Genomic DNA, 21779 nt, shown 5'->3' with positions numbered 1-21779 from the left:
CAAATCTTCAACCTGTCGACCGCCCTCCCGGAACATTGCAAATCTGTATAGCCCGGTGAAGCCGACAGTATTCAAGCGCGCACAAGCTGGGAGGTGTCCATCAACAACGTGGAGCCACCCATGAAACAGATCCTGCTTGCCGCGCTGCTGATCGTGGTGCCGGTCAGCGTGTTTTCCGCCACGGAACTCTGGCTGTCACCGGGCCATAAGCCGCCCGCCGGTGCGGGCACGTCAAACCCGCTCGGCGACCTGACGGATTACCAGGCCATCATCTCCGACACCCGGGCGCTGGTCGAAGCCGGGAAGCTGAGTGCGGCCGAGCACCGCGCCACCGACTTCGAGACCAGGTGGGACGATGCCGAGTCCTCGCTGCGCCCGAAGGCGCCCGCTGCCTGGGGCAACGTCGATGCGGCGGCCGATCGCGTGTTTGCGGCCCTTCGCGCCCGGTCACCCGATACGCAGACGGTGAAAAAGCGGCTGACGGCGCTGTCGGACCGGCTCAGCCATCCCTCGGCCGGCGGGTCGAAGGGGGGTGTCCAGCAGGTGGCCGGCATCGCCGTAACCGACGCCAATGGCCACGCCATCCCCTGCGAAACCCTGCTCGGCAAGCTGCGCAGCGCCCTGGCGAATGGCGCGATCGGTGACGCCGATCTCGCCCAGGCAAGAAGCCTGCAATCCCGGGCCACCCAGCGCTGCAACGCCGACGACGACGTGCATTCCGATCAACTCTCCGCCCGGGCGCTTGCCCTTTCCAGCCAATGACGCGTTATCAGGAGACAGCCATGAACACCGAGGCACTGACAGCCGAACCCACGACCCAGGACGGCCTGCGTCCCAACCGGGTCCCGCAGGTAACGGCCGGCTTCTGGCTCATCAAGCTCATGGCGGTGACCATGGGCGAAACCGCCGCGGACTACCTGGCGGTCAATCTGGGGCTGGGCCTGACGACCACCTCGCTGCTGATGACCGCGGTTCTGGTCGTGGCCCTCGCCCTGCAGTTCTCGCGCAAGCGCTATGTGCCCTGGTCCTACTGGCTGGCCGTGGTACTGGTTTCCATCGTCGGCACCCTGATCAGCGACAATCTGGTCGACAACCTGGGGGTCAGCCTGCTGACCTGCACGGTCGCCTTCAGTGTGCTGCTGGCCCTGACCTTCTGGCTCTGGTTCCGGAAGGAGGGCACCCTGTCGATTCATTCCATCACCACCACACGGCGCGAGGCCTTCTACTGGCTGGCGATTCTCTTCACCTTCGCGCTGGGGACGGCCGTGGGCGATCTGGTCTCCGAGCAGTTCGGCCTGGGGTACCTGGCGACCGGCATCCTGTTCGGGGCCATCATCCTGTCGCTGGCGATCGGCTACTTCTTCCTCGGCCTCGATGCCATTCTCGGCTTCTGGCTGGTGTATATCCTGACCCGCCCGCTGGGCGCTTCCTTCGGCGACCTGCTGTCGCAACCGGTGGCCTACGGCGGTCTCGGATTCGGCACCGTCATCACCAGCCTGCTGTTTCTCGGCGTGATCGTTGCCGTGGTGGTGTGGATGACCCTGACCGGCAGGGATCAGGAAATGGTGGCAGCCCGCTAGCCGTGATCTCTCGGCAGGTTGTTCATCCGGAGCCTGGCCGTGGGAGCGACGTCAGTCGCGCTGAACCCGCCACCGGGCTCCGCCATCGGGGATGAATCCCCTCCCACAGGAGACTGCGGCTGGCCCGGCGTCGCCTTGCTCCATTCCGGGGAAGGTGTCATCGTCCCCGGACATCCATCACCCAGGCCGTGAGGAACGCACCATGTTCATCGCCATGAATCGTTTCCGGGTCAATCCCGAGAGAACGGACGAGTTCGAGCAGATCTGGCTGGAGCGCGAAACTCACCTCCAGGGCCTGCCCGGCTTCATCGAGTTCCACATGCTGCGCGGCCCCGAGGAGGAGGATCACGTCCTCTACGCCTCGCACACCCTCTGGCGCTCGCGCGAGGACTTCGAGGCCTGGACGCATTCCGAGGCATTTCGCGCCGCCCACGCCAACGCCGGGCAGACGCGTCGCGAGGGGCTGTACCTGGGGCCGCCGAAGTTCGAGGGCTTCGAGGTGATCCAGACGGTCGGCAACAGCTGAACCGTGACGAGCAACCCTAACGGCGCCCCTCCGCTGGCGATCGTCACCGGGGCCAATACCGGGCTCGGCTTCGAGATCGCTCTTGGCCTCGTCGAGCAGGGTTATCGCGTGATCGTCGCCGCGCGCCACCCGCACAAGGGCCGCGCCGCCGCCGAGGCGCTGCGCGCCGAATTTCCCGAGGCAACGGTGCGCTTCGAGCCGCTCGACCTGGACAGCCTGGCCTCGGTCCGTGACTTCGCCGCCACGGTGCAGGCGCAGGAAGCCAGGCTGGATCGGCTGGTCAACAACGCCGGCCTCCTGGCACCGCCGACGCGGGAAATGACCCGCGACGGTTTCGAGCGCCAGTTGGGCGTCAACTACCTGGGGCACTTCCTGCTGACCAGCCTGCTGCTGCCACTGTTGCAGGCCACACCGGCACCGCGTGTGGTGCAGCTGTCGAGCCTGGCGCACCGCAGCGGGCGCATCGATTTCGATGATCTCAACGGCGAACGCGATTACGATCCGTGGCGCGCCTATCGCCAGTCCAAGCTGGCCATGCTGCTGTTCAGCCAGGCGCTGCAACGCCACAGCGACGCCCGAGGCTGGGAGCTGGTCAGCGTGGCGGCGCATCCCGGCCTGTCGCGCACGGCACTGTTCGAGCATGGCGTCAGAAGCCGCGCCCTGGTGGGCAGCCTGTTCCGGCTGCTGATGCCTCTCATCAGCCAGTCCGCCGCCGACGGTGCCCGCCCGGTGCTGCATGCGGCCACCGCCGACGAGGTGCGCCCGGGCGACTATTTCGGCCCCGCCGGCCCCTGGGAGGCGCGCGGCGCACCGAAACGCGCCCGGATGACCGCCGCGGCACGCGATTCGATGCTGGCCGAGCGGCTGTGGAAGGTCTCCTGCGACCTGACCGGGGCGAGGTGGGAAGCCCCGCCAGTCGCCACCACGCCATGAACGGCTTCATCGGCTGGCGGCGGGGCGCCCAGGCCCCGGGGGTTCCCTCATGCTGCGCGGACCCCCGTCGACCGATATAGCACCGTCTTTTTGGGCTGGCCGGCAAAAATTGTTTGACTCCAGAACGAAAGGCCCGCACTATGCCGTCAGTTGGTTAGCAAGTCGCATATTGTCAGTTGTACTCGAAGCATTCGGTTACCTGGACATATCTCTTGTCTCACCCACTTCATTCCGGGGTGTCCCCGGTAACCGCAAAAGCGTTCAACGCATAAGGAATTCGATCATGGCAACTGGCACAGTCAAGTGGTTCAACGACTCCAAGGGTTTCGGCTTCATTTCTCCCGCTGACGGCGGTGACGATCTGTTCGCCCACTTCTCCGAAATTCAGGCTGACGGCTTCAAGTCTCTGCAGGACGGTCAACAGGTTTCCTTTGACGTCACTCAGGGCAAGAAAGGCCTGCAGGCTGCGAACATCAAGCCGCTCTAATATCGATTAGACCGCGCTTTCGAGCCGCAAGGCTTCGAGCACCAGAGCCCGCTTCGGCGGGCTCTGGTGTTTTTGCATGCCTGAAAAGTGAGTCAATGATTCCCCCTCGCCGCCAGGGCATGCCGATATTCCCCCCGCCAGGCTTCAATGTGCCGTGCCGGTTCCTCGGGGAAACGCCCCAGCGCCACGGCGAGATCGAAGAAGCCCCGGGCGGGCAGGCCCTGCCCTTGTCGGCTGACGACCAGGGCCGCCATGAAGGGCTGCTCCGCTTCGGCGTCTTCCCGCATCGTTTCCTCCAGTGCCAGAGCCACCTGCTGAATGATTCGCGGTGGCTGCAGCCCGAGTGTTTCCGCGACCTGGTGATAGGTCATGGGAAGCGCCTCGCGGGGCGTCGTCTCGAGAAGGCGGCGAACCTGAGCGGCAAGCCGTGTCCGGCTATCAGCCATGATGGGTCAGGCACTCGGATCGAAGAACTTGACCTCACGGATCTCGATCCGCTCCCAGACCTTCCCGGTCACATAGGGCTCTGCTGCAAGCCAGTCGTCCAGCTCCCGCCGGTCGGGAAACTGAACATGCACGCTGGAGCCGACCATGCGCCCGGCGTCATCGAGAATCGCCCCGCCACTGAGGAAGCGCCCCTGATCGGCGAGCTGCCGGATACCCTCCAGGTGGGCTTCCCGACGGCTCAGGCGGCGGTCAAGCGCCTCGTCATCCGTGTAATCGTGGGCCACTACCGCGTACTGGTTCATGCCGGCCATTTCCTCTCTGATGGATCGCGTCGGCCAACATAGCCCGCGCAACCGATGACGGCAACGCATGCCTGGGCACCCAGCCCCGGCAATGGACCCGGTGGGTCGACAATCAGCCGGTCGTGGCCGCCCGGCAACGCGTGCGCTGGTCGAGCGTGCCGGAAAGCCAGGTTAGCACCAGCGCGACGAGTACGATCAGCGCCCCGATCCAGGCAGTATCGGGGAGCGTCATGGCGTCGACCACGTGACCACCGGTCACCGAGCCCAGGGCGATGCCGATGTTGAAGGCGGCGATATTGAGTCCCGAGGCGACATCAACCGCCTGCGGCACGAAACGCTCAGCCTGCTGGACCACGTAGACTTGTAACCCGGGCACATTGCCAAAGGCAAAGGCGCCCCACACAAGAACGGTAAGCACGGCAGCCACAGGGTGGCCGGCAGCCACGGTGAGTACCAGCAATACGGCGGCCAGACCGGTGAAAATCAGCGTCAGCGCGCGAATCGCACCCAAGCGATCGGCCAGCCGGCCGCCATAGAGGTTACCGACCGCCACAGAGGCTCCGTAGACCAGCATGATCAGGCTGACCGCATTGTCGCCAAAACCGGTGACCTGCTGGAGAATCGGTGCCAGGAAGGTGAAAGCGGTAAAGGTGCCACCGTAGCCGAGGATAGTGATGACATAGACCAGCAGCAGCCGAGGGTGAGTGAGTACCTTGAGCTGCTGGCTCAGGGAGGCTGGGGCGGACTGCTTGAGGTTGCTTGGTACCAGCAGAGCGCTGCCGACCAGAGCGATCACCCCCAGCCCGGCGACGGCCAGGAAGGTCGCCCGCCAGCCGAGGTGCTGGCCGATCCAGGTTCCCAGCGGCACGCCGGTAACCAGCGCCACGGTCAGGCCGGTAAACATCAGGGCGATGGCGCTGGCCTCCTTGTCCTTGCTGACCAGGCTGGTGGCGATGGTCGAGCCGATCGAGAAGAACACCCCGTGAGCCAAACCGGTTAGCACCCGGGCGGTGATCAGCGAAGCATAACCGGGCGCCTGCCAGGCCAGCAGGTTGCCGGCGATGAACAGCGTCATCAGGCCGAGCAGCACCCACTTGCGGTTGAGCCGGCCGGTGAGCGCGGTGAGCACCGGGGCGCCAACGGCGACTCCGGTGGCGTAGAGGCTGACCAGCAGCCCCGCCGAGGGCAGCGTGACGCCCAGATCCCCGGCGATGGTGGGCACCAGGCCGACGATAACGAACTCGGTGGTGCCGATGGCGAAGGCACTGAGCGTCAGTGCAAATAGCGCGATAGGCATGAGAAGACTCCTTGGGGAAGTGCCTTGGATGGCACGGAGTCTGGCCTGGCTGCCCTGAACGAAAAACCAGCGTAAACTCGAAAGACTTTTACAATTCCAGCAACAATCGACAGCGCGCAAGGTGCGGGAGGAAAGCTTGCAGAGCCGGTCGGACAACCTGGAACTGCTGCTCGCGGTGATCGACAGCGGCGGATTCAGCGCGGCGGCACGCCACCTGGACGTGCCGGTGGCCAAGATATCGCGGGCGGTACAGCGTCTCGAGCGCCAGCTGGAGACGCCGCTGCTCAACCGCACCACCCGTAGCGTGGTCCTCACCGCAGAAGGGCGACGCTTCGTCGAGCAGGTTCGCGAGGGACTCGGCCAGCTGGCGGCCGCCGAGGAGGCGCTACGCCTGAGGCATAGCCAACCGAGCGGCCCGCTGCGGGTCGACGCCGCCACACCGTTCATCCTTCATCAACTGGTGCCACTGGTGGGCTCTTTCACCGACCGCTATCCGGGGATACGCCTGGAGCTTTCGGCTTCCGACGACATCATCAACCTGCTGGAACAGCGCACCGACGTGGCCATCCGCATCGGCCCCCTGACGGATTCCACATTGCATGCCCGGGTTCTTGGCCGATCGCCACTCCAACTGGTCGCCAGTCCCGAGTATCTGGACCGTCACGGCATACCCGGCAGCGCAACGGCGCTGCGCGATCATCGCCTGCTGGGTTTCCTACATGCCGACAACCTCAATCACTGGCCGGTCGAGGGCCTGGCTCAGGAAGGCGCCAACATCACACCTTCGCTCACCTCGTCCAGCGGTGAAGTGATCCGCGAACTGTGCCTGACCGGCCAGGGCATCGCCTGCCTGTCGCGGTTCATGATCCACGACGACCTTCGACACGGCCGGCTGGTCACCCTGCTCGGCGACAGAATGCGGACACCCAACGCCCGCGAGGCGGTGCAGGCGGTCTACTACCGTGGCAGTGCCCTGTCGCCGCGCATCGAGGCGTTTCTCGACTTCATCGCCTGCCGGCTGGCACTCTGACGTCTGCTATCCACCGTCACACGCCACACCGGGGCATTCTCGCATGACGCCACCCACCACCCACGATACTTGGGTGCCCATCCCCCAAGGCCGCCTTTTTGTCCGTAGCTGGCTGCCGTCGGGTGTCGTCGATGCCCCGCCCATCGTGCTGTTCCACGAGTCGCTGGGCTGCATTGCCCTGTGGCGCGACTTCCCCGCGCAACTAGCCAATGCCACGGGCCGCCGGGTGATCGCCTACGATCGCCTTGGCTTCGGCCGCTCCGATCCCTACCCCGGGCAGTTGCCGCTCGACTTCATAGAGATGGAGGCGCAGGAGGCCTTCGCGGCGATACACGCCCACCTGGCACTGACACACTTCATCGCCTTCGGGCACAGCGTGGGCGGCGCCATGGCCGCGCATGTCTCGGCAGCCTTTCCCGAAGCCTGCCGGGGCCTGGTGACCGAGTCCGCCATGAGCTTTGTCGAAAGGCGCACACTTGACGGCGTGCGCGAGGCGAAACAGGCCTTCGCCGCGCCGGAGCAGCTGGCGCGGCTGGCCCGCTATCACGGTGACAAGGCCCGTTGGGTGCTGAACGCCTGGGTGGACACCTGGCTGAGTGAGGCGTTTCGCGACTGGGAACTCGCCGGGGTGATGGCGCGGGTACCCTGCCCGTTGCTCGCGCTGCACGGCGACCGTGACGAGTATGGCTCGCCACGCCATCCCGAACGGCTCGTCGCACATGCCGCCGGCCCCGCCATGCTGCGTCTGTTTGGCTGTGGCCATGTTCCTCACCGGGAGCGACCGGAAGCGGTTCTCGAGGCGGTCGTGGCGTTTCTCGAATGAGGCGCCTCGCCCCGCCCGATGCCGACACGAAACGCCTCACGGCGAATGATTGACCACTGGGACTCGACGGCAGGATACGCTATGATGCTTAGCTATCAAATGATATTTCAACTACTTGTAAGCGCCTGACTGGCGCCACCGCCTGCTGTGCAAGGGCTTCGGGCCGGTTTCCCGTCATCCCAGGGAGGCCGGCCCGCCTGCTTGGGCGCGTGGTGGCCCGCGGCACAACAGGAGGAGAGGTTCCTGTGTTCGATAACGTCCATCCCTGTCCGGCCCGGACGCCGGGGAGGTATCGGTCATGAGCCAGGTGGATCTGCTGTTCGAACGCTACGGCCCCCGCTACAAGCTGTGGGTCACCCTCACGGTGATGCTGGGGCTGGTGGCACTGGGCATGTCGATCACCATCGTCAACGTGGCGATCCCCTACATCAAGGGCGCCTTCGGCATGAGCGCCTCCCAGGTGCAGTGGCTGTCCACCGGGTTTCTGGCCTCGACCACGGTGTCGCTACTGATCGCGCCCTGGCTGGTCTCGGCGGTCGGCCAGCGCGCCACCTTCATGGGGCTGCTGCTGGTGTTCATCGCCGCGTCGATCCTCGGCGGGCTGGGCCAGGGCATGGCGATGCTGATCGCCGCCCGTGTCATCCAGGGCGCCATGACCGGGCTGATTCGCCCGGTGGCGATGCAGGCGCTGTTCGCCGCCTACCCGCCCGAGGGACGCGGCATGGCGGTGGCCATGTACGGCATGTGCCTGGGCCTGCCGCTGACACTGGCGACGGTGATCGGCGGCTGGCTGGTGGAGAACTTCACCTGGCGTTACGTGTTCTTCATCACCCTGCCGATCTGCGCGGCCGCCGTGGCGATGGGCTACTTCTTCCTGCCGCCCCGCGAGGGCAAGGGGCCGCGTCCGCCCTTCGACTGGGCTGGCACGATACTGCTGTTCATCGCGGTGTTCGCGCTGCTCGCGGCACTCTCCAACGGCCAGCGCTGGGGCTGGTACGACCCGCGCATCCCCGAACTGATCGGCACCTCGCTGCTCTGCGGCGCGATCTTCGTGGTCTGGCAGCGGCGCACCGCGCACCCGCTGATCGAGCTGGCGATCTTCCGCTACCGGATCTTCATGGTCGGCATCCTGGCGATGCTGCTGTTCGGCGGCTCCTTCTACGGCATCATGTATCTGCTGCCGCAGTTCGTGCAGTCGGTGCTGCACTACAGCCCGGTGAGCGCGGGAATGATCTTCGTGCCGTCGACGGCGGTACTGGGCGTACTGGTGCCGCTGGTCGGCTGGCTGAGCGACCGCTACCCGCCGCACTGGATCACCCTGCCGGGGCTGGCCTGCACGATGATCGCGGTCTGGCACATGGCGCAGATGGACTGGAACACCTCCTTCGCGTTCCTGGCCGGCAACATGGCGATCATGGCCGTCGGCATGGCGGCCTTTCCCCCGCCCACGCTGTCCAACGCCATCGCCGCCCTGCCGCGCGAGCTCACCGGGCACGGCTCCGGGGCGATCAATTTCGTCATGCAGCTGGGCGGCGCCCTGGGCACCGCGGGCCTGGTGATCCTGCTCGACCGGCGCACCGCCCTGCATGGCCAGCATCTCAACGCCGGGGTCACCACCGACAACACCCTGGCCCGCGAACAGCTGGGCCAGCTGGCCCAGCTGACCGGCCACCTGGGCGTGCCGGACCTACATCAGTCGGCCATGGCCGGTTACCTGATGGGCCGCATCGAGACGATCTGGGCCTCGATCCTCGCCTATCAGGACGGCTTCTGGCTGCTGGTCGGCAGCCTGCTGGTCGTCGCGATCCCGTCGATCCTGCTCAGCCGCTGGCAGCGTGCCTGACGCCTTTCTTCCATTCGTTCGTTCAAGGATTCCGCCATCATGACATCGTCGACGTCGAATGCCGTTTCCCGCCGCCCCGGCAAGGGCACCAAGCTGACGCTGCTGGCCCTGGTGGTGCTGGCCATCCTGGTCTGGGCGGGCTTCGCGATCCACCACCGGATGACCCATGTCAGCGCCCAGGATGCCCGGGTAATGGCCGACCAGGTCACCGTCAGCAGCCGCCTGGCAGGCTGGGTGACCGACTTCTCCATCATCGAGGGCGATCGCCTGGACAAGGGCGACACGGTGGCCCATCTCTACAGCCGGCCCGACGAGGAAAAGCTCAAGACCCTCAAGGCCGGCGTGGCTGCCATGCAGGCCCGCCTCGACTACCAGCGCGAGCGGCTCACGCTCGCCGAGAAGCAGTTCAAGGGCGGCTTGAACATGACCCATCAGGAGCTGACCGCCAGCAAGGCCGCCATGGCCGCCGCCAAGGCCCGGCTGGTGCAGGCGCGCAAGGACTATCAGCGCTCCGATGCCCTGCTCGCCAAGCACTCGGTGTCGCAGCAGCAGCGTGACGCGGACTACTACGCGTATCTGGCGGCCCAGGCGGAGTATCGTCAGGCCAAGCAGGAAGTGGCGGTCAGCCAGGCCCAGGCCGACAACGCCGAGGTGGGCTTCACGCAGATGCCGTTGCCCAATCCCTCGGTGCTGCGCTCCCAGCTGAAGGTCTCCCGGCAGGAGCTGGCCCAGGCCCGGGCCAGGCTGTCGCAGGAGAAGCTGCGCATCGCCGACCTGACGGTACCCAGCCCGATCGGCGGCGTGGTCAACAAGACACTGGTCGATGCGGGCGAATACGTCAGCGCCGGTCAGCCGCTGCTGATGATGCACGATCCGGACAAGCTGTGGGTGGAGGCCAACATCAAGGAGACCGACATCGGCGAGCTGCGCGTCGGCCAGCCGGTCGACATTACCGTCGACGCCTATCCGGACCGCCCCTTCCACGGCCACGTGACGGTCATCGGCCGCGCCGCCACCAGCCAGTTCGCGCTGCTGCCGGACCCCAACCCCTCCGGCAACTTCACCAAGATCACCCAGCGTATCCCGGTACGCATCGCCCTCGACGACGGGCCGGTCAAGCAGATCGGGCCCGGCATGATGGTCGAGGTGGACATCGACGTGAGCGGCGACGACACTCGGCACGGTTGAAGCGGAGACGAGCAACATGACCGACACCCCGGCAAGACCCGCGACGGGCCTGCACCCCAACGCCCTGCTCACCTTCGTCATGGCGCTGGCCTGCGGGGTGGCGGTGGCCAACATCTACTATGCCCAGCCGCTGCTCGACACCCTGGCCCGCGACTTCGCGGTATCACGGGGCACGGCGGGCCTGATCATCACCATGACCCAGCTCGGCTACGCCACCGGCCTGGTGCTGCTGGTGCCGCTGGGCGACCTGCTCGAGCGCCGCCGACTGATTGTCACGGTCTCGCTGGCCACCGCCGTGGCGCTGGTCGGCACCGCCCTGGCCCCGACCATCGAGCTGTTCATCCTCTGCGCCCTGGCCACCGGTCTCACCGCCGTGGTGGCGCAGATCCTGGTGCCCTTCGCCGCGCATCTGGCCGACGATGACCAGCGCGGCCGCGTGGTGGGGCGGGTAATGACCGGGCTGCTGCTGGGCATCCTGCTGGCGCGTACCGTCTCCGGCGGGCTCGCCGATGCGCTGGGCTGGCGGGCGGTCTACTGGCTGGCCGCCGGGGTGATGGTCTGTCAGGCGCTGCTGCTGGCCCGCCTGCTGCCCCGCGAACCGGGCCAGACCTCGCTCTCCTATGCGGCGCTGCTGGCCTCGGTGCTGACCCTGATGCGCGAGGAGCCGCTGCTGCGCCGGCGCATCGTCTATGGTGCGGCCGGCTTCGCCACCTTCAGCGTCTTCTGGACCACCCTGCCCTTCCTGCTCGCCGAGGCGCCCTATGGCTACCCCGACTCGGTGATCGGACTGTTCGGCCTGCTCGGCGCCGCCGGTGCCCTGTGCGCCAATGTCGCCGGCAGCCTTCACGATCGCGGCCTGTCGCGGATCGGCACCGGCAGCTTCCTGAGCCTGATCACGCTGAGCTTTCTGGTGATGGCGCTGTTCGCCCATGAACTGGCGGCAATCGTGCTGGGCATCGTCCTGCTCGACATCGGCGTGCAGGGCAACCAGATCCTCAACCAGGGCGCCATCTACCAGATTCGCCCGGAGGCCCGCAGCCGCATCACCACCGCCTACATGACCTGCTACTTCCTGGGCGGCGCGCTGGGCTCGGCGGGCGCGGCCTGGCTCTACACCCTCGCCGGCTGGACCGGGGCCTGCGCGCTGGGTGCGGCATTCGGGCTGGTCGGCGTGCTGTTCTGGCTGACCGAGTGGCGAGAGACATCGCGGTAACCGGCCACTCGCCCATCGGCAGGGACCGTCGCCCGAGCCATGCCCGGGCGACGGTGGACAGCCGTCAGGCGGACGCGTGCCGCGGCTCCAGCACCTTCTGGTAGAGGGCCGTGCCGTCCATGTCCTTGAGCGTCACGGTGAGCGCCTCGCTCTCGCCGTCGAGATCGACCTGACCGAAGAATTGATAGCCCGCCGAGGGTGGCAGGTTGGCCTGGCCATCGGGCGGCGCCTTGCTGAACACCACCTCGGGGCCGAAGGTCCCGTCGAGGGTGTTGGGCCCGTAGGTCCCGGCGTTGAGCGGACCGCTGACGAACTCCCAGAACGGCGCGAACTGCCGGAAGGCGGCACGTTCCGGGGCGTAGTGATGGGCGGCGGTGTAGTGGACATCGGCGGTCAGCCACACCACGTTGCGAATGTCGTCGTCACGGATCGCCTTGAGCAGCCGGGCCAGCTCCAGCTCGCGCCCCAGCGGCTGCCCGTCGTCGCCGTTGGCCACCGCGTCGAAGCTGTCACCGTCCGGCACGTTCAGGCCGATCGGCATGTCGGCGGCGATCACCTTCCAGGTCGCGGTGGACTGCTTGAGCGCCCGACGCAGCCAGGCGAACTGGGTCTCGCCGAGGAAGGCCGTCCTGTCGGAGGCCGTCTCCTGACGATTGCCGGTGTTGGGGCCGCGGTAGCTGCGCATGTCGAGCATGAACACCTCGAGCCCCGGGCCGTAGGCGAAGCGCCGGTAGATGCACTGTGGAGCCTCGGGCGCCAGCCGGATCGGCGCGTACTCGAGGAATGCCCGGCGGGCGCGGGCGGCAAGCAGCGAGACGTTCTTCTCGGTGTAGCGCGAATCGTCGAGAATCTCGCCCGGGTACCAGTTGTTGAGAGTCGCGTGATCATCCCACTGCGCCAGCATCGGCACCTCGGCGGTGAAACGCCGGTAGTGGGCGTCGAGCCGGTTGTAGGCGTGCTGGCCCCGGTACTCGGCCAGGGTCTCGGCGACCTTGCGCTTGGCCGGGGTGACCCGGTTGCGCCAGAGCTCGCCGCCGCCGAGGTCCACCGTTTCCTCGAGCGGCCCGTCGGCGTAGACACTGTCGCCGGAATGGATGAAGAAGTCCGGACGCTGGCGACGCATGGTCTCGAAGATGCGCATGCCGCCGCGCGACTCGTCGATGCCCCAGCCCTGGCCGACCACATCGCCCGACCACACGAAACGCACGTCGCGCGACTGGCGTGGCGGCAGGCGCAACTGCCCCGTCACCGGCTCGCTGACGGCGCGCTCATCGCCCAGTGCGGCGAAGCGCAGGCGGTAGTGCACCGTATCCCGGCCACCCAGCCCGGTAGCATCGACCTTGCCGATCAGGTCGGTATCCGGCAGCACGTCCAGCGACGGCAGCGTCCGGGCACCGCGGAACTCGGGGTTGTCGGCCACCTCGAGCCACATCCGCGCCGGGCGATCCGCCTGGCCCCAGAGCATCGCCCGATCCATCAGCATGTCGCCGCTCATCGCGCCGGAAACCACCTGCGGGCGCCGCGCCTCGGCCATCACGATCGCCGGAGCGCCGATCAGGCTGCCACCCACTACACCCAGCCCCAGCCGCGAGCCCCGGGCGAGAAAGTCTCTGCGAGTCAAGGTCATGTCGCGTTCTCCTCCATGTCGTAACGCTGAAAGGAGTATCCGCGACGCAGATGACAGGCCCGGGACCGCGCGATGACGATCCCGTCACGCGCCACCCGCCGAGCCGGAATGACACGGCTGCCCCGACCTCACCGCTTGAAGGGGCGTGCTTCCAGCGAGGTCTGGACGCTCTGGCCGCTTTCCCAGAGGTTGGCCCCCGGCGCGACCGCCGGCTCGGGGATATCGCTGCGCTTCTCGCGCCGCCATTCGGTCGAGAGGCCCAGCCGCCGGCCGCGGGCCGCCACCAGTGCGGGATCGGCCTGGCCGTCCCCGGTGAAGCCCATCATCAGCTGCGGCACGCCATAGGGGAAATCATCGCGATCGTACTGCCAGGTGTGGAAGGTCTTGCCGTAGGTGGTGACGAGATCCTCGAAGTAGGCGTGCTCGGCCATCTCGGGGATGCCCGGCGCCACCAGCAGACCCGACTTCACCTCGTAGTGATGGCTGTGCCAGAGGCGCTTTTCCTCCTCGGGAAGCGCCCGAAAGCGCGCCTCGCTGATGATGTACTCGATGCCGATCAGCCGCGCGTCGGGCCGGTTGGAGTCGAAGATCACGCACTGGTGCAGGTCCGGCTCGAGATGGATGCAGAAGTGCGAGGCCTCGACCTGGCGCCCCATGTCGTCGGCATACATGTGAAAGCCGTTGAGGTAGGTGCTCATGGCCTCGAGCGGAATCTTGCGCTGCAGGGTACTGGAGGCGGCATCGAGCAGCCGGTGCTTGCGCGGATGACCCCGGCTCAGGCGCGCGGTGGTGGTGGCCTTGCGCCCCGCCAGCACACCGGCCGCCGCGGCCACGCCGGCCACCAGCCCCAGGCCGATGGCGCCCGCCGCGCCGAGGGATGAACAATGCGAACAATGCCTGCCGTGATGGAGTGACATGACTGGCTCCTTGTCGTGAGTGTAGGTCTTCCCTGGAGCGGCACTTTCATGACGACGCCGCTCACTCCTCACCAGCGTAGTCACTCATTCGGGCCTTGCTCGCCGGTTCTGCCCTGTCACCGGGCGTCTTGCCGCAGCAGGTCATCGCGGCAGCGATCGGCGGCGTCCTGCAAGCCGTCTCGCGCACGGGCCAGCGCCTCGCGTTCATCATCGTCATCGAGACTCGCCAGATTGGCGTCGACGCCGAGCAGCAGCGCGCTCAGCCCCGAGTGCAGCATCAAGGCGCCGGCGCGGGTATCGCTCTGCAGGTTGGCATCGGTGAGCGCCAGGGCCTCGACGCTCAGGGCCAGCCCTTCGCGACAGGCCCGCGCGGCCCCCAGCGGCACGGCATTGGCCCGCTCGGCGGCGCGGGCGATGGCCCGCTCACGCCGCTCGCCTTGGACCTCGTCGTCGTGGGGCAGCCTCACGGCGGCCAGGTAGGCCTCGAAGGCGTTGACGTCCTCGTCGGCGTAGTCGCCGAGCCGGGTCAGCAGCGCATCGGCGCGCTCGATCGCCCGCTGCATCGTGTCCGGCGCGTCGTCCTGCTTGCCCCGGGTGATGCGCAGCCCCTTGAGCACCAGTGCCAGTCCGAGCCCCGCCGAGGCCGCCGCGGCGGCGCCGCAGCCCGGCGTGGAGCGCGACTCGATGGCATCGCGGAAGCCCGCCAGCGTCATGTCCCAGAGGCTGTTTGATGCGGTCATGGCGTTTCCTCCCTGATGGATGGCCGCTCGAGACCCGTCGTGGTGCAGCCATCCAACATAGCAGCGATTGCCCCGGCCGTGGCGAGAGACCCCGACAACGCGGTTCGTGCAGGCCCCCGGCTTGCGTATACTGCCCCGACGACCCACACGAGGAATCAGCATGCGCTTTGCCATCTACGGAACCGGCGGCGTCGGCGGCTATTTCGGCGGCCGCCTGGCCGAGGCCGGCGAGGACGTGACCTTCATCGCTCGCGGCGCGCACCTGGCGGCGCTGCGCCGCGACGGCCTGCGCGTGCGCAGCATCGCCGGCGACTTCCACGTTCACCCGGCCCGCGCCACGGACGACCCCGCCTCCATCGGCACGATCGATTGCGTGATCCTCGCCGTCAAGGCCTGGCAGGTGGCGGATGCCCTCATCGCGATGCGCCCGCTCGTCGGCGAGCAGACACTGGTGCTGCCGCTGGAGAACGGCGTCGAGGCCGCCCCGCAGGCCGCCGAGGCGTTCGGCGCCGAGCATGCACTGGGCGGGCTGTGCGGCATTCTCGCCTGGCGCGGCGAGCCCGGCGAAATCGTTCACGCCGGGGTCGAGCCCTTCGTGCGCTTCGGCGAACTCGACAACCGGCCCAGCGAGCGCACGCAGCGCCTCAGGGCGGTCCTCGAGCGCGCCCGAGGCGTGACCGCCGAGATTCCCGACGACATCCAGGTGGCGATCTGGAGCAAGTTCCTGTTCATCTGCGCGATGAGCGGCATCGGCGCGATCACCCGGGCGCCGATCGGCGTGACCCGCAGTCAGCCGGCGACCCGCGAACTGATCGAACGGATGCTCGACGAGATCGCCCGGGTGGGCCGGGCACGGGGCGTGGCGCTGCCGGAGGATGCCGTGGCGCGGGCGCTGCGCTTCATCGATCGTTTGCCCGACTCGGGCACCGCCTCGATGCAGCGCGACATCATGGACGGCAGGCCCTCGGAGCTGGAATCGCAGAACGGCGCGGTGGTCCGCCTGGGCCGCCAGGCCGGCATCGAGACCCCGGTCAACGCCTGGATCCATGCCGCCCTGAGCCCCCAGGAGCAGCGCGCCCGTGGACAGCTGACATTCCCGGTGTGATCTCTCGGCGGGGCGTTCATCCGGAGCCTGGCCGTGGGAGCGACGTCAGTCGCGATGAAGGCGCCACCGGGCCGCCGCTGTCGCGGATGACTCCTCTCCCGCAAGAAGCCTGCTTCAGGGCACGCCGTCAGGACGCCTCGTAGCGCGCCTTGCGCCGGTTGAAGGCCTCGACGAACTCGTCCATCACCGCCGCATCGTAGGGCTGCAGCCCGCTGACCACCAGCTTCTTGGCGCCGGTGCCGATCGGCTCGCCGCCGGCGGTCATGCGGAAGGCGAGACGGGCCTCGCCGCGCTTGCCCTGGACCTCGAAGGAGGCGCCGTCGAAACCCACCGCCAGGCTGGCATCGGGCAGCGCGTCGAGGGTGAAGCCCATGCTGTCGTAGATCACCAGGGGCCGCCGGGGGTTGAACATCACGCCGTTTTCCTCCAGCAGGGGCTTGAGGAAATGCGGGAAGTTGCGCCCGGAAAAGGCAATGTAGCGGCGGGTGAAGGCCTCGATGGCGACGGCATCGTGGCTGATGGCGCCGCCACGCTCGACCACCAGGAACGCCTTGCCGGCGGCGTCGACCACCCGCAGCGAGCCGTCGTCATGTTCCTCGACCGTCAGCGGAACGTCGTCGCCGACCATGCCGCGGAAGTGGAAGGTCATGCGTTGAGAGAGCCCGTGACGCGCCAGCACCAGCGCGAAGAGCAGGTCACCGGGAACGCAGAAGCGTCGCGCATCCGGATCATGGAGGGGGTTGTAGTCACCGGCCATCTGCTTGGCGAAGCGGCTCGCCTGCGCGGCGGTGATACGGATCCAGCCTTCCGCCACCGTATGGAAATCGTCGAGAAACATGCCAGTCCTGATACCTTGAAAGCCTGGAGCCCGAGGGGGATGCTCGGCGAGTCATGGATTGGCGTTGTTGTGCGCGACCCGGCCGATCTACGCTGGCGTTCTACCATCGTTGGGCGGTCCGTGACCAGCCGGGGCGCGAAAAAACCGCAGGGGCACTGCCCGTCCTGCCGGGGTGCTCCGGCTAGGTCGGCGGTGGCGAGTCCAGCTCGGCGTAGTGGCGAAAGATGCCCTGCTCGCTGAACGGCAGCCGACGCTCGGAGCCCAGGTAGGCGGCGATGCGCTCGCGACGGGCGACCCGGCTGACCAGCGCGGCGATGCCCGGGTGACTGGGCATCTCGGCCTCCATGGCCCGCGGAAAGGCATAGCGCAGGCCACTGACGGTCTGGAACAGCGACAGGTCGACATAGCTGTGCCCGCCCTCCACCAGGCAATCGTCGCTGTCGGGATTCTGCGCGATCACCTGCTCGAAGTAGCCGAGGAAGCGGGGAAGGCGTGATTCGAGGAACGCCTCGGCGCGCGCCTGGGCGGTATCGCGCTGCGCCTCGTAATAGTCGTCGGAACTGATCGGGTGGTGAACATCGTGGATCTCGGCGACGAAGTCGGTCACGGTGAGCTGAAGCCCGTGGGCCCACAGCCGGACCGCTTCGCCCTCGGGTACCAGCCCCAGCCGCGGCCCCAGGAACTGGAGGATGTTGGCCACGTGGGAGACGAGGATCTCGCCGGCCCTGAGAAACGGCGGCGCGAAGGGCGGATAGAGCGTGCTCTCGCCGTCCAGAAACTCGCTGATCTCGGTGATACCGGCATCCGAGGCGTTGCCCACGTCGATATAGTCGGCACCGGCGTCCTCGAGCGCCAGACGCACGAACTCGCCGCGCCCCTGGATGGTCGGCCAGTAGTAGAGCTCGTAGCGCATGTCACCTCCGGCAGCCTGCTCCTCGCGGATCGCCTCCTCAAGGTAGCAGAGCCTTGCTCCCTGTCATCTTCCGCCGCGATTCGCCGGCCGCCACGACCGAGTCTTGACGTCCATCAAGCTCGCTGCCCACGCCCCATGACTATCTTTTATCCGCAAGCCGGCAAGGGCTTGTTCACGCCGTTCATCTTTTCCGGATCGCCACCATGGCGGGAGGGTCATCATGGCCAAGCCAAGCAGTGACACGAGCAACGTCAGCGAGATGAAGGAAGCCACGCCCGCACGCGAGTCATCGTCCGCGCCGCGCCCGAGTGGCCAGGCACTCACCCCCTTCGAGGAGTTCGACCACATGCTGGAGCGCTTCTTCGATCGTGGCTGGATGCGTCCGCTGTTCCGGGAGCGCCAGGCCTGGGATCGCTTCGACCTTGCCGCCCCGCGGGCACCGCGGGTCGATCTCATCGAACGCGACAACGAATTCGTGCTGCGTGCCGAGATCCCCGGCATCTCGCGCGACGAGCTGGACGTGTCGATCAGTGACAATCGGGTCACCATCAAGGGCGAGCACAAGAGCACCGAGGAGGAGGAAAGCGGCGAGTTCTATCGCAGCGAGATCGCCCAGTCGTCCTTCGCCCGCACGCTGACGCTGCCCGGTGACATCGATGCCGACAATGCCAGCGCCTCCTTCAAGGACGGCATGCTGGAGCTGGTCCTTCCCAAGCTGCGGGAAGCCCGTCGCCGGCGTCTCGACATCCAGTGATGCCCCGCCGCGCCGGACACCCCGACGGCCCGGCGCGGCAGCGGCGCGATCATGAACCGATTCGCAGTACCTTGGCCCCGCGTACCGCGCGGGTCTTGAGTTCGAGGAGCGCCTGGTTGGCGTCCGCCAGGTCGAAGCAGCGCACCGTGGGCCGCAGGCCGATCTCCGCGGCCAGCGCCAGGCACTCGACGATATCCCGCCGCGTGACGTTGGCCACCGACTGCAGGGACTTTTCCCGCCAGAGGTGCGTCGGGTAATCCAGCCCCAGCAGGGCCTCGAGATCCCGCCGTTCCTTGCGAATCGCATTGACCACCAGCCGTCCGCCCGGCGCCAGATAGCCGAGCGCGGCGACGATCGGCTCCCAGGCCGGGGTGGTGTCGATGATCGCCGCCGGCGGGCGCGGCGGCCGCTCATGGGTATGGCCGGTCCAGTGCGCCCCCAGCTGTCGGGCGAACTCCCGCTCCGCGGCGTTGCGCGCGAAGACGTACAGCGGCGAGTCCGGATAGCGATGCCGGGCCATCTGCAGCACCAGGTGGGCACTGCCGCCGAAGCCGGTCAACCCGAGCGGCTCGCCGTTGTCGAGTGCCGCCAGACGCAGGGCGCGGTAGCCGATCGCCCCCGCGCACAGCAGCGGCGCCGCCTCGGCGGCATCCAGCGCCTCCGGCATCGGACAGGCGAAGCGCGCATCCACCACCATCCGCTGGGCATAGCCGCCGTCGATATCGCACCCGGTGGCGGTGTACTCGGGGCACAGGTTCTCGCGCCCCGCCCGACACGCCGGGCAGTCGCCGCAGGCCGAGGCGATCCAGCCGACGCCGACGCGCTCATTGAGCCGCTGACGATCCACGCCCTCGCCGACGCCGATGATGCGCCCCACGACCTGATGGCCCGGAATGACGGGCAGATGCGGCGGCGGCAGCCGCCCCTCGATCTCGTCGAGCTCGGTGTGACAGACACCACAGACCGTCACGTCGATGAGCACCTGGCCCGGGCCGGGACTCGGCTCCGGCACCTTGCGACACACGAGGGGCGGCCCCCGGCGGGACACACTACCCAGCTGTTGCAGTTGCATCGCGCGCATGGCGGCCTCCCGAAGGTTCGCTCCCGACTCGCCGAGTCTAGTCAGGCCCGCCATGACGCGCGTTGACCCGCGTCATGCTCTTGCGATGGAGGCCCTCGCTGCCGCGCCCTTCAGCACAGCCCGCCGGCCTGTTAACGAACGTGATTTTTTTTATCCATAACACTTCATAATATTGCCGACACCCCCTTATCTTGTCATCCTCTAGCTGCCCGGCTGATAAAAACCATTACCAGGCGAATGGGATATTCAACACAAAAACCACGAAGTTTACTTAACCCTTTCCATAAAAAACGTTGGGCATTCAGCAGGCCTTTTCTCCAGCAATCCGGATAAAAACCTGTGCTGATGACGAATTCCCGGGACACGCTAGTATGAAAAAAGCACCTGGGCGGGAGCAGCACTTGACGACGATACGACGATGGGGCGACGGGATCGCGGCATGACCTCGAGACGGGCAGGGAACATACACCACGCCATTTTCGCCGCGCGGCAGGCGACCGGTCGAGGACTGGCCAGGTGGTGGCTGTGGCTGTGGCTGTTCTGGCTGCCCGGGGGCGTGGCCGGCGCGGACGAGGTGGTGGTGATCGCCAATCCGGATGTCGAGATCGACACCCTCTCCCACGACATGGCCCGTGCCATCTTCGCCATGCGCCAGCGCACCTGGCCGGACGGGCGCAGCGTCGACGTCTACGTGTTGCCGGGCGGCAACCCCGTGCACAAGCGTTTCGTCAAGTCACGGCTCAACGTCTATCCCCATCAGCTGCAACTGGCCTGGGACCGCGCCGTCTTCTCGGGCACCGGGCAGGCACCGCATCAGGCCGACGATCAGCAGACCATGCTGCACCAGGTGGCCACGACCCCCGGCGCCATCGGCTATCTCGAACGCGATCACCTGGAGGACAGCGTGCATGTCATATCGCTGGCGAACTGAACGCCGCATCGCGGGACTGATGCTGGCCCTGGCCGGCGCCCTGCCCACCGCGTCTCGCGCCGGTGACGTCATGGACACCTTCCAGGTGCACGGCTTTCTCAGCCAGGCCTGGCTGATCAGCGACGACAACGACCTCTTCGGCCCCAGCAGTCAGGGCGGCGGCAGCTTCGACTACACCGAACTCGGTCTCAACCTGTCCCTGCGCCCGCGTCGCGACGTGCTCGTCTCGGCCCAGTGGCTCAGCCGCCGCACCGGCGATGGCGACGCCAGCCCCGTGCTGGACCACGGCGTGGTGGATTACCAGGCCTTCTCCAGCCGCGACCGGCGTCTGGGCATTCAGCTGGGCCGCTTCAAGAACCCCTTCGGCTTCTACAATCAGACCCGGGACGTGGCCTTCACCCGCCCCAGCATCCTGCTGCCCCAGTCGATCTACTTCGAAAGAACCCGTTCGCTGGCGCTGGCCGCCGACGGTGTCTCGCTCTACGACGAGGAATACCTGGACGCCGGCACCCTGCGCTTCCAGGCCGGTGTCGGGCAGCCGCAGACCGGCAACGACCTCGACGCGACCCTGGGGCTCGCCGACTGGCCGGGCTCCTTCGACGGCCGAACCTCCTACATCGGCCAGGTGCTGTTCGAGGACGACGGCGGCCACTGGGTCACCGCGCTGAGTGCCGCCGATGTTCGCGCCGGCTATGAACATGGCACGGCCGCACTCGACGATGGCCGCTTCCACTTCCAGCCGTGGATCGTCTCGGTACAGTACAACGATGCGCTCTGGAGCCTGACCGCGGAGTACGCGCTGCGCCGCATCGCGCTCGATGGCTTCGCCAACCCGGCCTACAACACCAGTCAGGTCGGCGAGAGCTGGTACGTGCAGTACACCCGCCGCTTCGCCGACGACTGGCAGTGGCTGTTGCGCTACGACAGCCTGGTCAGCGACCGCAACGACCGGGACGGCTCGGCCTTCGCCGCCGCCCGCGGCGGACCGGCCTATGCGCGCTACGCCCGCGACACCACCGGTGGCCTGCGCTGGCAGCCCACCCCGCGTTTCATGCTGGCCGCGGAGTGGCACCACATCGAGGGCACGGCCTGGCTGCCCGCCACCGCCACCTCACCGCCCCCGGCCAAGTACTGGAACCTGCTGCTGTTTCAGGCCTCCTTGCGTTTCTGAACCGAGACCGCCTCGTGAACCCGATGGACGATG

At 67.4% G+C, this 21779-nt stretch carries 23 protein-coding genes; 14 read left to right on the top strand and 9 right to left on the bottom strand.

Going from position 1 to position 21779, the window contains the following annotated elements; genetic code table 11:
* Positions 1-120: 120 nt before the first annotated feature.
* The 5 genes from KGQ91_RS08590 (at position 121) to KGQ91_RS08570 (ending at position 3526) form a co-directional block, all read left to right on the top strand.
* A complete protein-coding gene (locus KGQ91_RS08590; RefSeq protein ID WP_224415470.1) occupies positions 121-762 on the top strand; it encodes a hypothetical protein in 642 nt (213 codons plus the stop codon).
* 20 nt (positions 763-782) lie between these two features.
* The gene (locus KGQ91_RS08585; protein WP_224415471.1) at positions 783-1580 is read left to right on the top strand and encodes a COG4705 family protein; all 798 of its coding nucleotides are present in this window, start codon (positions 783-785) and stop codon (positions 1578-1580) included.
* Positions 1581-1782: 202 nt separating this feature from the next.
* On the top strand, positions 1783-2106 hold the full coding sequence (hmuQ, locus tag KGQ91_RS08580; RefSeq protein ID WP_163647712.1) for a heme-degrading protein HmuQ: 324 nt from the start codon (positions 1783-1785) through the stop codon (positions 2104-2106).
* A gap of 3 nt (positions 2107-2109) precedes the next feature.
* Positions 2110-3039: an oxidoreductase gene (locus KGQ91_RS08575; RefSeq protein WP_224420776.1), complete on the top strand. Its 930-nt coding sequence runs from the start codon at positions 2110-2112 to the stop codon at positions 3037-3039.
* A 283-nt stretch (positions 3040-3322) separates the two neighbouring features.
* Positions 3323-3526: a cold-shock protein gene (locus KGQ91_RS08570; protein WP_163647714.1), complete on the top strand. Its 204-nt coding sequence runs from the start codon at positions 3323-3325 to the stop codon at positions 3524-3526.
* 92 nt (positions 3527-3618) lie between these two features.
* Here KGQ91_RS08570 and KGQ91_RS08565 read toward each other — a convergent pair whose 3' ends face one another.
* From KGQ91_RS08565 to KGQ91_RS08555, 3 genes are all read right to left on the bottom strand, one after another.
* Positions 3619-3897 carry a hypothetical protein gene (locus KGQ91_RS08565; protein ID WP_318010267.1) on the bottom strand — a complete coding sequence of 93 codons (279 nt, stop codon included), beginning with the start codon at positions 3895-3897 and terminating at the stop codon, positions 3619-3621.
* A gap of 81 nt (positions 3898-3978) precedes the next feature.
* Positions 3979-4275 (bottom strand): YciI family protein, encoded by a 297-nt coding sequence (locus KGQ91_RS08560; RefSeq protein WP_224420774.1) that lies wholly within the window; start codon positions 4273-4275, stop codon positions 3979-3981.
* A gap of 112 nt (positions 4276-4387) precedes the next feature.
* Entirely contained in the window at positions 4388-5572 is a 1185-nt protein-coding gene (locus KGQ91_RS08555; RefSeq protein WP_163647717.1) for an MFS transporter, read from the bottom strand.
* 136 nt (positions 5573-5708) lie between these two features.
* Between KGQ91_RS08555 and KGQ91_RS08550 the strand changes: the two genes are divergently transcribed.
* From KGQ91_RS08550 to KGQ91_RS08530, 5 genes are all read left to right on the top strand, one after another.
* A complete protein-coding gene (locus tag KGQ91_RS08550; RefSeq protein WP_163647718.1) occupies positions 5709-6602 on the top strand; it encodes a LysR family transcriptional regulator in 894 nt (297 codons plus the stop codon).
* 43 nt (positions 6603-6645) lie between these two features.
* Positions 6646-7425 (top strand): alpha/beta fold hydrolase, encoded by a 780-nt coding sequence (locus KGQ91_RS08545; RefSeq protein WP_224420773.1) that lies wholly within the window; start codon positions 6646-6648, stop codon positions 7423-7425.
* Positions 7426-7723: 298 nt separating this feature from the next.
* A complete protein-coding gene (locus tag KGQ91_RS08540; RefSeq protein WP_224420772.1) occupies positions 7724-9268 on the top strand; it encodes a DHA2 family efflux MFS transporter permease subunit in 1545 nt (514 codons plus the stop codon).
* 39 nt (positions 9269-9307) lie between these two features.
* Positions 9308-10456: an HlyD family secretion protein gene (locus KGQ91_RS08535; protein ID WP_224420771.1), complete on the top strand. Its 1149-nt coding sequence runs from the start codon at positions 9308-9310 to the stop codon at positions 10454-10456.
* Between the two features lie 16 nt (positions 10457-10472).
* Complete coding sequence (locus KGQ91_RS08530; RefSeq protein ID WP_224420770.1) at positions 10473-11669, top strand: MFS transporter; 1197 nt, start codon at positions 10473-10475, stop codon at positions 11667-11669.
* A gap of 64 nt (positions 11670-11733) precedes the next feature.
* On the opposite strand, the gene KGQ91_RS08525 is transcribed toward KGQ91_RS08530, so the two are convergent.
* The 3 genes from KGQ91_RS08525 to KGQ91_RS08515 all read right to left on the bottom strand — a co-directional run bounded on the left by KGQ91_RS08525 (position 11734) and on the right by KGQ91_RS08515 (position 14953).
* On the bottom strand, positions 11734-13296 hold the full coding sequence (locus KGQ91_RS08525) for an alkaline phosphatase D family protein (protein WP_224420769.1): 1563 nt from the start codon (positions 13294-13296) through the stop codon (positions 11734-11736).
* A gap of 128 nt (positions 13297-13424) precedes the next feature.
* On the bottom strand, positions 13425-14213 hold the full coding sequence (locus KGQ91_RS08520; protein WP_224420768.1) for an OBAP family protein: 789 nt from the start codon (positions 14211-14213) through the stop codon (positions 13425-13427).
* Positions 14214-14329: 116 nt separating this feature from the next.
* The gene (locus tag KGQ91_RS08515; RefSeq protein ID WP_224420767.1) at positions 14330-14953 is read right to left on the bottom strand and encodes a cyclodeaminase/cyclohydrolase family protein; all 624 of its coding nucleotides are present in this window, start codon (positions 14951-14953) and stop codon (positions 14330-14332) included.
* Between the two features lie 160 nt (positions 14954-15113).
* Here KGQ91_RS08515 and KGQ91_RS08510 point away from each other — a divergent pair, with 160 nt between their 5' ends.
* On the top strand, positions 15114-16058 hold the full coding sequence (locus KGQ91_RS08510) for a 2-dehydropantoate 2-reductase (protein WP_224420766.1): 945 nt from the start codon (positions 15114-15116) through the stop codon (positions 16056-16058).
* 127 nt (positions 16059-16185) lie between these two features.
* On the opposite strand, the gene KGQ91_RS08505 is transcribed toward KGQ91_RS08510, so the two are convergent.
* Both KGQ91_RS08505 and KGQ91_RS08500 read right to left on the bottom strand, forming a co-directional pair.
* Positions 16186-16896, bottom strand: coding sequence for a DUF3581 family protein (locus KGQ91_RS08505; protein ID WP_224420765.1), 711 nt, complete (start codon positions 16894-16896; stop codon positions 16186-16188).
* Positions 16897-17077: 181 nt separating this feature from the next.
* On the bottom strand, positions 17078-17809 hold the full coding sequence (locus KGQ91_RS08500; protein WP_224420764.1) for a glutathione S-transferase: 732 nt from the start codon (positions 17807-17809) through the stop codon (positions 17078-17080).
* Between the two features lie 220 nt (positions 17810-18029).
* Here KGQ91_RS08500 and KGQ91_RS08495 point away from each other — a divergent pair, with 220 nt between their 5' ends.
* On the top strand, positions 18030-18563 hold the full coding sequence (locus tag KGQ91_RS08495) for an Hsp20/alpha crystallin family protein (RefSeq protein WP_224420763.1): 534 nt from the start codon (positions 18030-18032) through the stop codon (positions 18561-18563).
* Positions 18564-18612: 49 nt separating this feature from the next.
* On the opposite strand, the gene KGQ91_RS08490 is transcribed toward KGQ91_RS08495, so the two are convergent.
* Positions 18613-19644: a zinc-dependent alcohol dehydrogenase family protein gene (locus KGQ91_RS08490; RefSeq protein WP_224420762.1), complete on the bottom strand. Its 1032-nt coding sequence runs from the start codon at positions 19642-19644 to the stop codon at positions 18613-18615.
* 439 nt (positions 19645-20083) lie between these two features.
* Between KGQ91_RS08490 and KGQ91_RS08485 the strand changes: the two genes are divergently transcribed.
* Together KGQ91_RS08485 and KGQ91_RS08480 are read left to right on the top strand one after the other, a co-directional pair.
* Positions 20084-20575 carry a hypothetical protein gene (locus tag KGQ91_RS08485; RefSeq protein ID WP_224420761.1) on the top strand — a complete coding sequence of 164 codons (492 nt, stop codon included), beginning with the start codon at positions 20084-20086 and terminating at the stop codon, positions 20573-20575.
* Positions 20553-21746: a hypothetical protein gene (locus tag KGQ91_RS08480; RefSeq protein WP_224420760.1), complete on the top strand. Its 1194-nt coding sequence runs from the start codon at positions 20553-20555 to the stop codon at positions 21744-21746. The genes KGQ91_RS08485 and KGQ91_RS08480 overlap by 23 nt, the downstream gene beginning before the upstream one ends.
* Positions 21747-21779: the final 33 nt, after the last annotated feature.

The sequence above is a fragment of the Modicisalibacter tunisiensis genome (assembly GCF_020148005.1).
GTDB classification, from domain to species: Bacteria; Pseudomonadota; Gammaproteobacteria; order Pseudomonadales; family Halomonadaceae; genus Modicisalibacter; species Modicisalibacter tunisiensis.
Note: the sequence above shows the minus strand (reverse complement) of the source record. Positions and strands in the feature narration are given on the sequence as shown.

Coding starts and splice junctions, on each gene's coding strand:
- KGQ91_RS08500 (WP_224420764.1), bottom strand. CDS start 17,809: ATGCGCTACGAGCTCTACTACTGGCCGACCATCCAGGGGCGCGGCGAG.
- KGQ91_RS08515 (WP_224420767.1), bottom strand. CDS start 14,953: ATGACCGCATCAAACAGCCTCTGGGACATGACGCTGGCGGGCTTCCGC.
- hmuQ (WP_163647712.1), top strand. CDS start 1,783: ATGTTCATCGCCATGAATCGTTTCCGGGTCAATCCCGAGAGAACGGAC.
- KGQ91_RS08520 (WP_224420768.1), bottom strand. CDS start 14,213: ATGTCACTCCATCACGGCAGGCATTGTTCGCATTGTTCATCCCTCGGC.
- KGQ91_RS08570 (WP_163647714.1), top strand. CDS start 3,323: ATGGCAACTGGCACAGTCAAGTGGTTCAACGACTCCAAGGGTTTCGGC.
- KGQ91_RS08585 (WP_224415471.1), top strand. CDS start 783: ATGAACACCGAGGCACTGACAGCCGAACCCACGACCCAGGACGGCCTG.
- KGQ91_RS08480 (WP_224420760.1), top strand. CDS start 20,553: ATGTCATATCGCTGGCGAACTGAACGCCGCATCGCGGGACTGATGCTG.
- KGQ91_RS08510 (WP_224420766.1), top strand. CDS start 15,114: ATGCGCTTTGCCATCTACGGAACCGGCGGCGTCGGCGGCTATTTCGGC.
- KGQ91_RS08525 (WP_224420769.1), bottom strand. CDS start 13,296: ATGACCTTGACTCGCAGAGACTTTCTCGCCCGGGGCTCGCGGCTGGGG.
- KGQ91_RS08565 (WP_318010267.1), bottom strand. CDS start 3,897: ATGACCTATCACCAGGTCGCGGAAACACTCGGGCTGCAGCCACCGCGA.
- KGQ91_RS08560 (WP_224420774.1), bottom strand. CDS start 4,275: ATGAACCAGTACGCGGTAGTGGCCCACGATTACACGGATGACGAGGCG.
- KGQ91_RS08540 (WP_224420772.1), top strand. CDS start 7,724: ATGAGCCAGGTGGATCTGCTGTTCGAACGCTACGGCCCCCGCTACAAG.
- KGQ91_RS08555 (WP_163647717.1), bottom strand. CDS start 5,572: ATGCCTATCGCGCTATTTGCACTGACGCTCAGTGCCTTCGCCATCGGC.
- KGQ91_RS08490 (WP_224420762.1), bottom strand. CDS start 19,644: ATGCGCGCGATGCAACTGCAACAGCTGGGTAGTGTGTCCCGCCGGGGG.
- KGQ91_RS08535 (WP_224420771.1), top strand. CDS start 9,308: ATGACATCGTCGACGTCGAATGCCGTTTCCCGCCGCCCCGGCAAGGGC.
- KGQ91_RS08485 (WP_224420761.1), top strand. CDS start 20,084: ATGACCTCGAGACGGGCAGGGAACATACACCACGCCATTTTCGCCGCG.
- KGQ91_RS08545 (WP_224420773.1), top strand. CDS start 6,646: ATGACGCCACCCACCACCCACGATACTTGGGTGCCCATCCCCCAAGGC.
- KGQ91_RS08505 (WP_224420765.1), bottom strand. CDS start 16,896: ATGTTTCTCGACGATTTCCATACGGTGGCGGAAGGCTGGATCCGTATC.
- KGQ91_RS08530 (WP_224420770.1), top strand. CDS start 10,473: ATGACCGACACCCCGGCAAGACCCGCGACGGGCCTGCACCCCAACGCC.
- KGQ91_RS08590 (WP_224415470.1), top strand. CDS start 121: ATGAAACAGATCCTGCTTGCCGCGCTGCTGATCGTGGTGCCGGTCAGC.
- KGQ91_RS08495 (WP_224420763.1), top strand. CDS start 18,030: ATGGCCAAGCCAAGCAGTGACACGAGCAACGTCAGCGAGATGAAGGAA.